We start from the raw sequence: 14,889 nt of genomic DNA on the forward strand, positions 1-14,889 counted from the left end.
ACCTACTATGACGTATTATTAAAAACCGCGGCTTAATTGATACTTAACGTTGAATGTATAATTTGAATTGTAGAGTCGAAGCCATTTCCCTTTAATAATTGATACATCCATCAACCACCTAAAGATACTTAAAATAATCAGACTAATTCAAAACGGAATTATATCACTTTCCAACTTTTCATCAATGTATGTGATATGTAAAACACAATTAAGTTCCTCAATTGTGTGAAATACAGCGTTAATGATACAACTGTTTAGTTGGTTATGTCTTAGTATGGTCATAAAGTTGTAATTCAAGTGGGTAAAAGCGTTCTTTCGCTTTTAGAGTGTAATAATAAATCGGGCGCCTTGCTGATACTCGGTATCTAACACAATTTCTCCGGCTAATGCTTGAGTCACTAAATTGTAAACCAAATGCATTCCTAAACCACTCGCCCCTTGGCCGCGCTTTGACGTTACAAATGGGTCAAATATTTTTGCTCGTATACTATTTTCAACACCTAGCCCGTTGTCGGTGTAGGTAATTTGTGTTTTTGTTTTCGTTACCACAATATCAATCTGTACTTCATTGTCATCGCCAGCTTCAAAGCCGTGCAGCAGGGAATTTAAAATAAGCTGATGGAATACTTGCTGTAGTGGTCCTTTTTTACTTTCAACGGTTAAATCTGCTGGACAATTTATAAGAACTTTTGGGTTTTTAAGTTTTAGCTCTTGCCCCATAGACAGTAGCGTGTCGTTAATTAAGTGTTGTAAATTAACAGTGCTGGTTATTTCATCATCTTTGAGCACCGCGACTTTTTTAAAGTTAGAAATAAGTTCTGCAACGCGGTTTAAGCTGCTATAGATTAGGTCTAAGTTTTCAATACCATCATTAGTAAATTGCTCAAATTGACTCGCGGTTAATGATTTATTATGAAAATTAACCTGTAGCTCTGCGAGTTTATCTCGCAGTAAAGTAGAGCCTGTAATACCAAGTCCAATTGGTGTATTTACCTCATGGGCAACCCCTGCCACCATTTGCCCTAATGAAGCCATTTTTTTGTTTTCGACAATTTGAGTTTGGTATTGATGCATCTTTTCTAGAGTAGATAACAGCTCTTTATTGGCCTCTCTGAGCGCAATAGTGCGTTGACTCACTTTCTCTTCAAGGTTTGAGTTTAGCTGCTTAATTTCTTGTTTATCTTCTTCATGGCGCTCTATTTGCCTTTGTGTGCGTGCAAGCATTACATTTAAGCTATTAGAAAGCCGAGTTATTTCAGTGAGGTTCGTTAAAGGCGCACGCGCATAGTAATTATGTTTTTTAGCTATGTTTTGCAACAACAAGCTTAAGTTTTCAATCGGGCTGGCAATCCTTTTTTGTAGCCTTAAAATAATCAAAGAAATAAAAATAAGTATTAAAGCCATAATAACGATATCAATTATAATCTTTTTAGTTATTAGCTGATTTAAGTTATCTAAGCTGCCTCTAATATAGACATAGCCAAGCAGCTGTTCATTATTGAGTATTGGGGTAATGTACTCAATGTACTCATCGCTAACTTGTGGTTCAGCAAAGTCATCAATGTTGTCCGTTTTAATAGGGACAGGTGGTGATTTTCGGGCATTAAAGCTGGTAAAAAACACTGGTTTATTGGTTTGCTCATCTAAGGCATATATATGTAAATTTGTAACGGATGATACTTGTTGAAGCAGCTTCAAACGTCTTTCTTCTGCAGGCCTATTTTTATTTAGTAATGAGGGCATCGCGTCAAATGCAATGATCTCAGATACCAACACAAGTTTACTAATGAGCTGTTTTTTTTGCTCTTGTGCGCTTAAGTAGGTAGAAATTGAAAGCGATAATAACAAACAGATAGCTGTTATAAGCATGATAGTTTTAAACAATATGCTACGAATGCTATTTTGCTTTACAGTTTTGGGCATTGCGAGAAGGTCATCCGTGTCAATTGTGAATCTAATAGGTAATAGTTTAGCAAAAACAGAAAAAAGTGAAGTAAAAAGATTAGCTTAATTACACTTTTTATTTTTAGCTAATCTACTTATAAAACATAAATATTTGGCTAAAATAGCCCATATTTATGTTTTGACAGGATATTAATAACTTTTTTAGCTACTGTATACGGCAAATTTATTGTTTTTAAATACTGTGTGGTAGCTGTCAAATTGGGTTTCTAAAATAGGTGGGTATTTTAAAAAGCTATTAGCTACTATAGTCAGTTTGCCTGCCTTAGTTAAATGTTGCTTGGCATGGGTTAAAAAAGATTCCGCAACGCTGTAGTCAGTTGCAATCCCAGTATGGAAGGGTGGGTTGCTAATAATTAAATCAAACTTGCCAGTAATATTATTTAAACCATCACTGAGTATGGCTTCACCGTTTACATTATTTAACTTAAGCGTTTGTGTTGTTGCATAGGCTGCAAGTGCACTTACGTCACTACAGGTAAATGTCAGAGCTGGAGTTTTTAGACCTAAAAAAGTAGCAATAAGGCCTGCGCCACAACCAAAATCAAGGACTTTTCCGTGTTTTAAGTTAGGAGCATTTTCTAGTAGCATTTTCGTTCCAGCATCTAGCGCACCATGATTAAACACGCCCGGAATACTGACCGCTGTAAACTCAATATCCCTTACACTTACAGTAAACTCTTTATGGTAAGTACTAATATCAAACGTGCTATTGAGAGTTAGTTCTGAAAATGAAAATAAAACACAATGTTTTGCTGAGTCTATTTTATTACTAAACTCGGCCTTACCGGCGAGTTGCTTTTCAATTGACTTAACACCGCTCTTGTTTTCGCCAACAACGAGTAGCTCTGCATCTTTGCTTATCACAGCACGTATGTTGTCTAACGCCATTAATAGCTCAGGTTTAGATTTAGGGTAATAAAGTATTACCAAATCATAATCGCCCGAATTAATTGTGTGGCTGATGGTTACGTCAATACCCGGTATGTTTTTTGCAAATTCACCATTAGCGTGATTATAACTAAAAGCGGTTATTTTACTTTGTGGATTGAGCGTTTTTAGCTCATTTAAAAAGCCATCTTGAACAAAGTTGACCACCAATATTGATTTACCTTTTAACTCTTCACTGTTACGAAGTAATAGTAGGCTCGGATTGGTTAATACGCTCATAAATGGCTTTACCTTACTTAATTATTTAATTAACGGTTACTTAGTACGTTCGAACATTAAATCCCATACGCCATGACCTAAACGCTGACCACGCTGTTCAAATTTAGTCAATGGACGTAAATCAGGGCGGGGGACATAGTCGTTAGTCTCAGATTGGTTTTTGTAACCTGGGGCTGCTTGCATCACTTCTAACATATGCTCTGCGTAGTTTTCCCAATCGGTTGCCATGTGAAATACGCCACCGATTTTTAATTTAGAGCGAAGTTTTTCAGCAAACTCAGTTTGTACAATGCGACGCTTGTGGTGACGCTTTTTGTGCCATGGATCAGGGAAAAATAATTGTAAGGTTGATAAGCTTTCATCGCTTATACAATCAGCAAGAACTTCTACTGCATCGTGTTCAAACACACGCAGATTAGTAACGCCAGCTTCGTCAGCATCCATTAAACATGCGCCAACGCCTGGGCGATGAACTTCTATGCCAATAAAGTTAAGATGTGGTGCATTTTTTGCCATTTCAACCAATGACTTGCCCATACCAAAACCAATTTCTAGGACTACATCATTGTCATTGCCAAAAACTTCGCTTAAATCAAGTAGGCCGTTTTTATGCTCAAGCCCCATTGTTGGCCAGCATTTTTCGATTGCAGCAGCTTGGCCTTTGGTTAATCGACCTTCGCGTTTTACAAAACTGCGAATAGTGCGGATATACTTACCTTCTTGCTTAGCTTGCTCAAGGTTGTTGTTACTTGATTCACTCATATTATTGGCCTGACAAAACAATGTGTTTAAAAATGGTTGCGTATTATCCCTGACCAGCGCTAGGTTGACAAGCATTAGGGCGTTATAGCTTGATCTTTTCAGTCACTACAATAGACTGAGCCGCCATTGAGCATTAGTAAAAAAGTAAATATGTTGGATTTAAAAAAACAGCAGTCAGATTGGTTTTCCAACCAAGTAGTTGACTGGTATCACCTTCATGGGCGCAAAACGTTACCATGGCAATTAGCTAAAACGCCTTATAAAGTGTGGGTATCTGAGGTGATGTTACAGCAAACTCAGGTTGTCACTGTTATTCCTTATTTTGAAAAGTTTATGCGAAGCTTTCCCGATATTATTGCTTTAGCAAATGCTGATGAAGATCAGGTTTTGCATCATTGGACAGGTTTAGGTTATTACGCTCGTGCACGTAATTTACATAAAACCGCTAAAATAGTTCGAGATAAATACCAAGGTCAGTTTCCTAGCACGCTTGAAGAAGTAATGGATTTACCCGGAATAGGGCGCTCTACTGCGGGGGCTGTTTTATCATTATCTTTGGGGCAGCATCACCCTATTCTTGATGGCAATGTTAAAAGAGTGCTTGCTCGTTTTTTCATGGTTGAAGGTTGGTATGGAGTTAAAAAAGTAGAAAATCAGCTTTGGCATTTAAGTGAACAACTCACTCCTAAAAATAATGTTACAGAGTTTAATCAAGCTATGATGGATTTAGGTGCAAGCTTATGTTCGCGCAGTCGCTTTGATTGTGAGGCATGCCCATTAAATAGCCGTTGTGGTGCGTTTAACGCTGGTAAAGTTAAGGAGTTTCCTCACTCTAAGCCTAAAAAAGTAGTGCCTAAAAAAAGCTGCCACCAGTTAATTATCAAGCATAACGACAAAGTGCTCATGGAAAAGCGCCCGAACAGTGGTATTTGGGGCGGATTATTTGGATTTTTTGAATTTAATGAGTACAGCGAGCTCGAAACTTTTTTAGCGCAACAAGGGCTTAAAAGTGACCTTAATGAAGTAACGCCTTTTACTCATGTATTTTCACATTTTGAGCTGACGATTAACCCGCATGTACTTAATATTGAGAAAGCCCCGGATGTTGTTAATGACAAGCAGCTGGTGTGGTATCCACTCGATCAATCAATAGAAGTAGGGTTAGCGGCACCGACTAAAAAGTTGGTTAAACAAATTACGGCAATAGTATAGAATAGCGTTATATTTAGCATTAAGGGGAAGAATCATGGCACGTACAGTATTTTGTCAAAAGTTACAAAAAGAGGCCGAAGGCCTTGGTTTTCAGTTATACCCTGGTGAACTTGGTGAGAAAATTTTTAATAATATTTCTAAAGAAGCCTGGGGGCAATGGCAGCATAAACAAACTATGCTGATCAACGAAAAGCATTTAAACATGATGGATCCAGAGCATCGTACTTTTTTAGAAGAGCAAATGGTTGGCTTTTTGTTTGAAGGTAAAGAAGTTGAGATTGAAGGTTATAAGCCAGTAGAAAAATAAATTAACTGTGCTTAGGATAATTAATAAAAAAGGGCTATAAGCCCTTTTTTATATTGTGTATACCGATGAATATTTTAGTTAAATCAAGTCATCTTGCTGATCGTTGTTTCTAATTTGTTCTTTTAAAAACTGTGCTGCTCTTGAATATTCAATTTCAAGCTCATCTCTCATCTTAATTAATTCATCAGCTTTTATTTCATCACTTTTACACTTATCTTCAAATGACTGCGCTAAATCAGCAACAATGTTAGCTCCTACTGTCTTCGATATAGATTTTAATTGGTGGCAAGCGGATAAAATTTCAGCTTTATTGCTTTGCAGCACCGCGAAGTTAATCGCTTTAATTTGTTCTTGGCTCTGCTCTAAATACATTTTAAAAAAGCGGATTATTTTAGCGTCATCGCCATTTATATACTTATTCGCTGACTCCATATCAATAGGCATGATTGGTTTTTCGGTCGAATTCACCTGTTGTGGTTGTTTGCTATATAAGTCATTCCATTGCTTTAATGTGTCCTCAAGTGCATTTAACTCAATAGGTTTAGTAATAAAGTCGTTAATACCTACAGCTAAACATCGCTCTCTCTCTCCTTTTAGAGCATTGGCAGTAACAGCAATAATATAAGGTTGTGCGTCAATCGATTCGAGCAATGACGCTTCTTCTCTAATTTTTTCAACCATATCGTAGCCAGACATTTTTGGCATATGTAAATCGGTTAAAATGAGCGAGTAGCTATTTTTACGCCACATATCTAGGCCTTCTTCACCGTTATTAGCCACCTCTACACTGTACCCTAGTATATGTAATTGTTCGGTGAGTACCTCTTGATTTAATAGGTTATCTTCTACCAATAATACTAGCCTATTTGCTGCCAGCGCTTCTTCTGAGTTTAGGTAGTGATTCATCGTTCTGGCTTTTTTAACTTGCTTAGGTTTATGCAAACCTGCAGCCACCAAAATTGAAAGCATGAAGTTAGATTTACATAATGGAGAAGCATTAATATAAAAAATACTTTTATGATTAATTACTGCTTCATCTAATTTACTTAATACCACCATTTGCTGGTTATTATCTTCTAGTGAGTAAAGTAAACTTCTTAGTAAGGTACTAATACTATTCATGTCTTCAATGCCATCAACAACCCAAATAATATCCTTGGCATCTTGGTGAGCTTCTACATCTTGTTGTTCATGAGCATAGGTTATTTTAGCCCCCATAAATGACAAGTAACGATAAATTACTTTACCGCGCTCTGCGTCGCTGCTGACAATAATGACATGTTTACCATTAAGTGTATTTTTATGGGCAAATTCAGTTTTACCTGCAGTTGAAAAAGGCAGTTCAACGGTAAATTCACTTCCAATCCCTTCATGGCTTGTTACATGTATAGTACCAAGCATTAGCTCGGTTAAGCTTTTACAAATTGAAAGACCAAGCCCTGTTCCACCGAACTCTCGCGTAATTGAGCTTTCTGCTTGAGTGAACGGGTTGAAAATTTTTCTTAACTGAGATTGGCTCATTCCTTTACCGTTATCACTTACACAAAAACGCAATGTAAAGTGATCGGCGGTGTTATTTGCTACCTCTACTGATATTCTTACTTTCCCCTTCGTTGTACCATTGGTGCTAGTAAATTTAATGGCATTACTACACAAGTTATATAGCACTTGGCGAACCCTGCCTGAGTCGCCCATAAGGTTATTAGGAATATCGGGTGCAATTGATAAATCGAGTTCTAAATGACGGTTTTTAGCAACCGACGATAATACCTTGGCTACTTCTTCTAGTGTATCTGCAATAGAAAACGGAACAGGATCTATGTTGAGCTTTCCAGCCTCAATTTTAGAAAAATCTAAAATATCATCTAAAATACTCAGTAGCGAAAATGCGGATTCACGAATAATAGTACTAAGGCGTTGCTGAGCACCATCAAGCTCTGTTTGGCGAAGTAAATCAATGGTGCCAATAACACCATTCATTGGTGTTCTTATTTCATGACTCATGGTGGCTAAAAAGGTGGTTTTAGTTTCACTCGCCTTTAACGCTTTTTGAGTTTGTTTTTCTAATTCAAATGTTCTGCTTTGTACTTCTGTTTCCAGACTGGTTTGTAGCCTTTTTAATTCTTTTTGTGCAGCTTGGTCGTCAGCTAGAACCATACTTACTTTTTTCAGCAATAAATTAATTTGTTGAGCAACGGTTTCTAACCCTCCATCAAGTTGCTCATCAAGCGTGCTTTGATAATTATCATTTTGTGTAATAGCCTTGAGTTCTTGAGTGAGAGAATCGGTATTTTTATGTAGTCGTTTTTTAATGTACTTATTAAACGCTATAGCGAATGCAAACAATGCGATCAGAGCAACAATAGCGGCAAGATATGCACTCATTGATAAATTTTGTGTCGATGATGAAATTAAAGGTTGTTTCTGCTCAATGATAAGTTCAGCAATTACTTGTCCCTCTGATGAGATTAAATGATGCAGAGTATTTTGCTCTTTAATGTATTTGCTAACAGCTAAAGGTGCAATCACTATACTATTGTTGCTATAAACTAACTCGGCTTTATTATTTGCATTAAAACGATGCAGAGTATATTTAAAGTCATTATTGAGTAAGCTTGCAATATCAAGAAGTAATTTGGCTTTGTTTTGCCCGTATGTTGTTAGTGCTTCAACAATGGGCTGCTCAAGGCGTTCAGCAAGTTTTGTGAGTGCAATAGTAGAGGGTTGGGGAAGTTCATTGTTCTCAGCATTGCTTTGTGAGTAAAGCGAATAGGCGACTATAAATAATGTGGAAATTATAAGGTTACTAACTAAAAATATAGGTAGTAGGCCCTTTATTGCTGAAGAGAACTTACTCTGCATGAGTTTTCCTATCGTGGTTTTATTAAAACGGTAAGCCTGTACCGAAAGCTATTGACTAATCGTAACACCTAAAAAAAATAATTCACTACGTTTTTTAAACTCTTTTGTTGAATAAATGCACGGTATGAACGAGATTTGTTGTTAGTTGTTTGAAAACCGTTCAAACAGTTGCAAAGGATAAAAAAAAAGTTGACTTGTAAGGGTAAAACTCGTTTAATACGCCGCACGCCCAGATAGCTCAGTCAGTAAAGCTATGTGGGAGTCGAATTATTAATCCGTTGTGATTACTAATAAGCACTGTTAAGTGCCTCGATAGCTCAGTTGGTAGAGCAGAGGATTGAAAATCCTCGTGTCCCTGGTTCGATTCCGGGTCGAGGCACCATTTATTAAAGTAATGGTGTTTAGATATTTATTTAAACATTTTTACGCGTGCCTTAGCACACAGTTTTGTGTGCCGACTTAGCTCAGCTGGTAGAGCAACTGACTTGTAATCAGTAGGTCAACCGTTCGACTCGGTTAGTCGGCACCATTTTATAAAAGTGAAATGCTTAGAGCAGTTCACTTGCACTGTTTAAGTGCCTCGATAGCTCAGTTGGTAGAGCAGAGGATTGAAAATCCTCGTGTCCCTGGTTCGATTCCGGGTCGAGGCACCATTTACAAAAAAGTTATCAATCTTTAAAATTGATAAAGTGCCTTAGCACACAGTTTTGTGTGCCGACTTAGCTCAGCTGGTAGAGCAACTGACTTGTAATCAGTAGGTCAACCGTTCGACTCGGTTAGTCGGCACCATTTATTTTAGTTAAGTGTTTTGATAGCATTTAATTAGCACTGTTTAAGTGCCTCGATAGCTCAGTTGGTAGAGCAGAGGATTGAAAATCCTCGTGTCCCTGGTTCGATTCCGGGTCGAGGCACCATTTATATAAAGCCTTGCTCATGCAAGGCTTTTTGTTTTAGTGTGCCGACTTAGCTCAGCTGGTAGAGCAACTGACTTGTAATCAGTAGGTCAACCGTTCGACTCGGTTAGTCGGCACCATTTATCAGATAAGCCCAGCATTAGCTGGGCTTTTTTGTATCTACCGCTTGGCTAAATTCTCAATCAATTTTCACTTGCACCAATATTTTATCTACCCTTTATTATTCATGGCTTTCACACCTGTTTGTTATTTATTGGACTTCCCATAGTTTGCTAGACACCCAATGAGTTACATTGTAACTTCTAAAAAGAAGTGTTTTATGAGCAAAGGCGAACGGTATACCCAAGAGTTTAAAGAAGCGGCTGTTAAACAAATTACTGAGCGCGGATATTCAGTCGCAGAAGTCGCTGAACGATTAGATATTTCTACTAAACGTTATATCACTGCGGAGCCAGTTATCAGATAAACCTAAAGCCGTTCAATCATCCGATTGAAAAATTGAAGATCGCTAAATTAGAAGCGCAATTGAAACGTGTAACGGAGGAACGGGATATTTTAAAAAAGGCCGCAAGGTACTTTGCCAGCAACCCCGAGTAAAGTACGGCTTCATTCGTTATCACCAAGATGAGTTTTCCATTACGACGATGTGCCGCCTTTTTAAACTGCATCGCAGTGGTTTTTATGCGTGGTTAGAAAAGCCTTTAAGCGATAGAGCGCTTGAAGATAATCGTTTGTTGAAACTGATTAAAGAATTTTATGTAGCCAGTGGCGGCACATATGGTAGCCCTTGGATACATGCAGACTTGCGTGAAGCCGGTGAGCAATGTAGCGTAAACCGTGCCGCTAAGATTATGCGACAACATAAGCTTAAAACGCAAATTGGGTATAAGCGTCGCCATATTAAAGGCGGAAAGACATCGCGGATTGCAGATAACTTATTAGCGCGCCAATTTAACCTGCCAGCACCGAATCAATCCAGGGTTAGCGACATAACTTACATAAGAACTTATGAAGGTTTTTTATATGTGGCGACAGTAATGGACTTATTCTCTAGGCGTATTGTGGGTTGGTCGATGGATAAAAATATGGACAAGCACCTTGTTATAAACGCACTGTTGATGGCTGTATATCAACGTCAACCGAAGGCTGAGGTAATGGTACATAGTGATCAAGGTAGTCAATACGGTAGCGCTGACTATCTCGTATTTATGAAGGAACATAACCTTGTGCCTTCAATGAGCCGCGCTGGGAACTGTCATGATAATGCGGTTGCTGAAAGCTTTTTTGCGACAATTAAAAAGCGAATAGTTAAGCGTAAGATATACTCGATACGCGAAGATGCGAAAGCTGAGATTTTCAATTTTATAGAAATGTTTTACAATCCAAAAAAGCGCCACTCACATACAGGCGGTGTTTCACCTGCTAAATTTGAGGAAGCGTACTATTCTGAGTTAAAAACTGTCTAGTGAAAGCTGGGAAGTCCATACTCAGCAATGATGATAATGTTGATTAAGAATCAAAAGCATTGAAATCAGAATTCACTAGTCAAATGAACCGATTAAAACATCAATACAGTGAGCAGTACGAAAAAATTCAAGACATGATAACCGACTTAGATAATAGGCATGATTATCAAAAGTCGTGTTTAAATTGGTTTTATGTCATGTGCTGCACCTTATTTATAATTGTAATAGCCCTTTTTCTTTGGCACTTACCATGGAAGTTAATTTTAGGAATTTAGTAGGAGCAGTTGTAACGTGCCTAAAAGAACTAACGAATATCAAAAGCTTGTACTTGCTATCAATAAGCACTTAGCATCATCTAATGCAATTGTTACAGAGTCAAAAATGTTGTACGACCCTGTTTCCGAGCAAGACCGAGAAATAGACATATTAATTGAAGATAACTCAGGCCCTTATAAACTTACAATAGGTATAGAGTGCACGGCTAAATCACGCCCAATTGGTGTGTCAGTAATTGAACAGTTAATTACTAAACATAAAAACGTCGGCATCCAAAAAATAGTAATTGTTTCAAAATCAGGATTTACTGTATCTGCACAAAAATTTGCAGAAAAAATGCAAATTGACGCTATATCTTTTGGTCAAGCATTAAGCCAGTCATGGCCATCATTCTTAAATAAAGCTAGAGATGTGAGGTTAATACTAAATTCAACAACAATTGACGACATAGACTTCAATGTAACCTTTATGGAAGATGCTGAAAAAGTTGAATATTCGCTAGAAAGCACAGTTTTAACTGATACAAATGAGAGATTGTTAATTTCAGATTTTGTTTATCATTTGATTTCATCATCTTCAACTCACAATATTAAAGAAAGCAACGTAGTTGATGTTGAAGTGATATATGGTGGCTCTAAACATCATGGTGAATGGACATTTAAGCATGAAATAATAATTACCGATAAGAACGGAGTAAAAGCTAAATGCACTAAGATGTCAGCCAACTATACTATTGTGTGTTCTTCATCACCAGAGCAACTTAGCTATGAAGATTTTAAGAATAAACCTGTAATATACGGCTCAAGTGATAACTTAGGAGCTAATAAAGATACTAATATAACAGTTACAGCAACAGGTAATAATGAAGGGGTTTCTATGGCTTTTAATATCAGTTCTCGTTCAGGATTAAACTTAAGGTAGTATTTTAACTAATCATGGATGAAAGCAAATTTTTAATATTAGTATTCCAATCGAACAGCTGGCTGGATAAAACAAAAGAAATTTCCTCAATTGTTGAAAATAGAAATAAATACGAGGTTTACTTTGGCAAAAGCGATAAGGTGTACGCTTATAATAAAGATAAAGTGCAATATTTTGAGCAACCTAAAACAATAGAACTAAATAAAAACCTCGTCCGTATTAAGAGTCGAGGTACCCATAAGTGGAATTTTGCGCTGTCTTTTGGAATTTACGTATGTTTATTTAATGACAAAGAGAAAAGAATAGAACTAACTAAAAACATCGAATTAGTCCCTAATATTGCAGAATATGAAGATACAAAAAAATTAATTGATTACTACAACTTTTTAGCTAAATCACTTGAAAATAAAACATCACATTTAAATTTATATTACGATAAAAAACTAAGTGCCATCCAACCTGAATGTGTCATTAGTAACTTTGTTACGCTAGCGCCAGCAAAGCATGAAAAAATAACAACCTATCCTATATTTCCTTTCGGTATAAATCCTTCACAACAAAGAGCAGTTATTAATGCCTTGGAAAGTCAAATTAGCCTGATACAGGGTCCTCCCGGCACAGGCAAAACGCAAACTATTCTCAACATAATTACCAACATAATCATACAAGGAAAAAACGTTGCTGTGGTAGCAGGTAACAATTCCGCAATTGATAATGTTTTTGAGAAATTAGAGAAAGAGCAAATAAGCTTTATCGCTGCAAGGCTAGGTAATAAGGATTCACAAAAGCAATTTTTTAGTGTTAAAGGAGATCTACCTGAATTTAAAGGTTGGTCAATGGACAGCAACACTGTTTATCACCTTAGAAATCAATTAAACCAAATAAGTAGTCAAACAACTCAGTTACTAGAAGCTAACAATGCATTGGCAGTTCTTAAAGAAACTCTAGTGCGACTAGATATAGAAAAGCAATATTTCGATAAACATTTTGATATTAGGCCTTTAAACATCAAACGTTTTTCATTTATGACTAAATGGAATACCCCTAACCTTTTAAGTTTTTTAGCTGATTTTAAGTACCACTCTCAATTTGAAAAATTAAGCTGGTTAACAAAATTTAAATGGTTATATAGATATAAAATCTACAAATTTGCTGATTTAAGACTATTAAACGAAAATATATTTAAAAGCATCATTAGCGAATATTATCAACGTAAAACAATTGAATTAAATCAAGAAATAAATAGCTTAGAGCAGCTTCTTATTCAAGAGGATTTTGAAAGCCTTGTACAAAGACAAACACAGCTATCTAACACCCTTTTTAAATCGTTCATAGCACAAAAATACCAGTCAATTAAAGATAGTGATTTAGACGAAAAGTCTTATAAAAGAAGCCAAGAAGCATTCGAAGAGTTTGTTAATCGATACCCTGTAGTGCTTAGCACTACTGATTCAATTATTAACAACAAAAGTGAAGCCGAGCTATTTGATTATTTAATTGTTGACGAAGCATCGCAGGTAGATTTATTAACGGGCTTTCTATCGATGTCATGTGCCAAAAACATTGTCGTCGTTGGTGATTTAAAACAGCTTCCACACATACCTGACGGTTCATTAAGCAGCTCTATAGACCAACAATATAATATAATGAATGGTTATAGTTACTTTCACGAAAGCCTATTATCTTCACTAGATAAACTGTTTCCTTTAGTACCTAAAACACTTTTAAAAGAACATTATCGTTGCCACCCTAGAATTATCGACTTTTGTAATCAAAAATATTACGACGGTCAGTTAATCACAATGACATCTTCTTCAACTGACCCTTTCAAAGTCATCAAAACGGAAAAAGGTAACCATGCGAGAAAGCCACCTTCCGGTAGTGGTTTTATTAATATTAGAGAGTTAGATGTTATCAATAATGAAATTTTAAGTGATGAATTAAAATTATCAGAGGTTGATGAAATAGGTTTTATTTCTCCATATAGAGCGCAGGCTGATCAAGCTTCATTACGTTTTTCAGTAAAAGATATAGCAGCCGATACGGTTCATAAATTTCAAGGTAGAGAGAAAGAAAGCATAATATTTAGTGCAACAGCAAACAGATTAACCGCATATATGGATAAGCCAAATCTTCTAAATGTAGCTGTTTCTAGAGCTAAAAAGCGATTTACTTTAGTTACGTCTCAAAACGTACTAAAAAAGCAAGGTTCTAACATAGGTGACTTACTGCGACATATAGAGTATCAATCACTGTCACCTTGCATTTTTGAAAGTAAAACTATATCAATTTTCGACTGTTTATATAAAGAATATTCATATGCTTTAACTTCATTTATGAAAAAAGTAAAAAGATCCTCTGATTATTTATCTGAAGATCTAATGTCTACTCTGTTAGATGATATTTTAAAGCAAAAATTTTATAGCTCTTTTTCATATCGGAGAAATTACACTTTAAGCTTATTAATTAATGATTCTTCAGTACTCAACACAGAAGAAAAAATTTTTGCTAGCCACCCAAATACTCATATTGATTTTTTATTGTTTAATAAGCTCGATATGCTACCAATTTTGGCGATAGAAGTAGACGGGTATGAATTTCATGAGCTTAATGAGAAACAGAAAATTAGAGATAACCACAAAAACAATATTTTAGCTAAGATATCACTCCCATTATTACGGTTATCTACCACTGAAAGTGGTGAGGGGGATCGAATCGAATCGGCACTAAATAGTGTGATTGAATTACCTGTAGATGAAGCTGAATATTAATTTGAGATATACATTTTTATAAGAATAAATTCTAAATGTTCAACTAGGGTAAAAATTGAATAATAATCGATGCTTTGATCAACAGATTGATGATTCTAAAACACTAAAAATGCACCGGCTTATTTTCATGTATGACTTTTTAATACTTCAAACCAGAATGCTGAAAAGAAAGTAGGAAAAATCACAATTAAATCAATGTATTATTGCAATTCCCCAGTTAAAAATAGTTAGGGTTATTTCTGCCTCCCTCTTTATTTAACATGTAG

Annotated in this window: 8 protein-coding genes, 6 tRNA genes and 1 pseudogene; 11 read left to right on the top strand and 4 right to left on the bottom strand. The window is 36.2% G+C overall.

The genetic code is table 11. The features are described from left to right. Window positions 1-321: 321 nt before the first annotated feature. The 3 genes from FLM47_RS03050 to trmB all read right to left on the bottom strand — a co-directional run bounded on the left by FLM47_RS03050 (window position 322) and on the right by trmB (window position 3,894). On the bottom strand, window positions 322-1,923 hold the full coding sequence (locus tag FLM47_RS03050) for an ATP-binding protein (RefSeq protein ID WP_178955099.1): 1,602 nt from the start codon (window positions 1,921-1,923) through the stop codon (window positions 322-324). 183 nt (window positions 1,924-2,106) lie between these two features. Continuing rightward, the gene (locus tag FLM47_RS03055; RefSeq protein WP_178955101.1) at window positions 2,107-3,132 is read right to left on the bottom strand and encodes a methyltransferase; all 1,026 of its coding nucleotides are present in this window, start codon (window positions 3,130-3,132) and stop codon (window positions 2,107-2,109) included. Window positions 3,133-3,168: 36 nt separating this feature from the next. Continuing rightward, window positions 3,169-3,894 (bottom strand): tRNA (guanosine(46)-N7)-methyltransferase TrmB, encoded by a 726-nt coding sequence (trmB, locus tag FLM47_RS03060; protein ID WP_010390835.1) that lies wholly within the window; start codon window positions 3,892-3,894, stop codon window positions 3,169-3,171. Between the two features lie 150 nt (window positions 3,895-4,044). On the opposite strand from trmB, the gene mutY reads away from it, so the two are divergent. Continuing rightward, window positions 4,045-5,106: an A/G-specific adenine glycosylase gene (mutY, locus tag FLM47_RS03065; RefSeq protein ID WP_178955103.1), complete on the top strand. Its 1,062-nt coding sequence runs from the start codon at window positions 4,045-4,047 to the stop codon at window positions 5,104-5,106. Between the two features lie 34 nt (window positions 5,107-5,140). Beyond that, on the top strand, window positions 5,141-5,413 hold the full coding sequence (locus FLM47_RS03070) for an oxidative damage protection protein (protein WP_008110439.1): 273 nt from the start codon (window positions 5,141-5,143) through the stop codon (window positions 5,411-5,413). 78 nt (window positions 5,414-5,491) lie between these two features. Here FLM47_RS03070 and FLM47_RS03075 read toward each other — a convergent pair whose 3' ends face one another. Next, a complete protein-coding gene (locus tag FLM47_RS03075) occupies window positions 5,492-8,275 on the bottom strand; it encodes a hybrid sensor histidine kinase/response regulator (protein ID WP_178955105.1) in 2,784 nt (927 codons plus the stop codon). A gap of 306 nt (window positions 8,276-8,581) precedes the next feature. Between FLM47_RS03075 and FLM47_RS03080 the strand changes: the two genes are divergently transcribed. From FLM47_RS03080 to FLM47_RS03120, 9 genes and pseudogenes are all read left to right on the top strand, one after another. Further along, a tRNA-Phe gene (locus FLM47_RS03080) sits at window positions 8,582-8,657 on the top strand. A gap of 71 nt (window positions 8,658-8,728) precedes the next feature. Beyond that, window positions 8,729-8,804 (top strand) — tRNA-Thr (locus FLM47_RS03085). Between the two features lie 48 nt (window positions 8,805-8,852). Then, window positions 8,853-8,928 (top strand) — tRNA-Phe (locus FLM47_RS03090). Window positions 8,929-8,988: 60 nt separating this feature from the next. Continuing rightward, window positions 8,989-9,064 (top strand) — tRNA-Thr (locus tag FLM47_RS03095). A 49-nt stretch (window positions 9,065-9,113) separates the two neighbouring features. Continuing rightward, window positions 9,114-9,189: transfer RNA gene (locus tag FLM47_RS03100), tRNA-Phe, on the top strand. Window positions 9,190-9,232: 43 nt separating this feature from the next. After that, a tRNA-Thr gene (locus FLM47_RS03105) sits at window positions 9,233-9,308 on the top strand. Window positions 9,309-9,508: 200 nt separating this feature from the next. Continuing rightward, window positions 9,509-10,655: pseudogene (locus FLM47_RS03110) on the top strand (IS3 family transposase). A 291-nt stretch (window positions 10,656-10,946) separates the two neighbouring features. Then, window positions 10,947-11,852 carry a restriction endonuclease gene (locus FLM47_RS03115; protein ID WP_178955107.1) on the top strand — a complete coding sequence of 302 codons (906 nt, stop codon included), beginning with the start codon at window positions 10,947-10,949 and terminating at the stop codon, window positions 11,850-11,852. 14 nt (window positions 11,853-11,866) lie between these two features. Further along, on the top strand, window positions 11,867-14,623 hold the full coding sequence (locus FLM47_RS03120) for an AAA domain-containing protein (RefSeq protein WP_178955109.1): 2,757 nt from the start codon (window positions 11,867-11,869) through the stop codon (window positions 14,621-14,623). The last annotated feature ends 266 nt before the right edge of the window (window positions 14,624-14,889 follow it).

The organism is Pseudoalteromonas sp. Scap06, assembly GCF_013394165.1.
Taxonomy (GTDB): Bacteria; Pseudomonadota; Gammaproteobacteria; order Enterobacterales; family Alteromonadaceae; genus Pseudoalteromonas.

Bases quoted from the DNA above. Each gene is read 5' to 3' on its own strand.
- FLM47_RS03050 (WP_178955099.1), bottom strand. From the start codon at position 1,923: ATGCCCAAAACTGTAAAGCAAAATAGCATTCGTAGCATATTGTTTAAA.
- FLM47_RS03075 (WP_178955105.1), bottom strand. From the start codon at position 8,275: ATGCAGAGTAAGTTCTCTTCAGCAATAAAGGGCCTACTACCTATATTT.
- mutY (WP_178955103.1), top strand. From the start codon at position 4,045: ATGTTGGATTTAAAAAAACAGCAGTCAGATTGGTTTTCCAACCAAGTA.
- trmB (WP_010390835.1), bottom strand. From the start codon at position 3,894: ATGAGTGAATCAAGTAACAACAACCTTGAGCAAGCTAAGCAAGAAGGT.
- FLM47_RS03120 (WP_178955109.1), top strand. From the start codon at position 11,867: ATGGATGAAAGCAAATTTTTAATATTAGTATTCCAATCGAACAGCTGG.
- FLM47_RS03070 (WP_008110439.1), top strand. From the start codon at position 5,141: ATGGCACGTACAGTATTTTGTCAAAAGTTACAAAAAGAGGCCGAAGGC.
- FLM47_RS03055 (WP_178955101.1), bottom strand. From the start codon at position 3,132: ATGAGCGTATTAACCAATCCGAGCCTACTATTACTTCGTAACAGTGAA.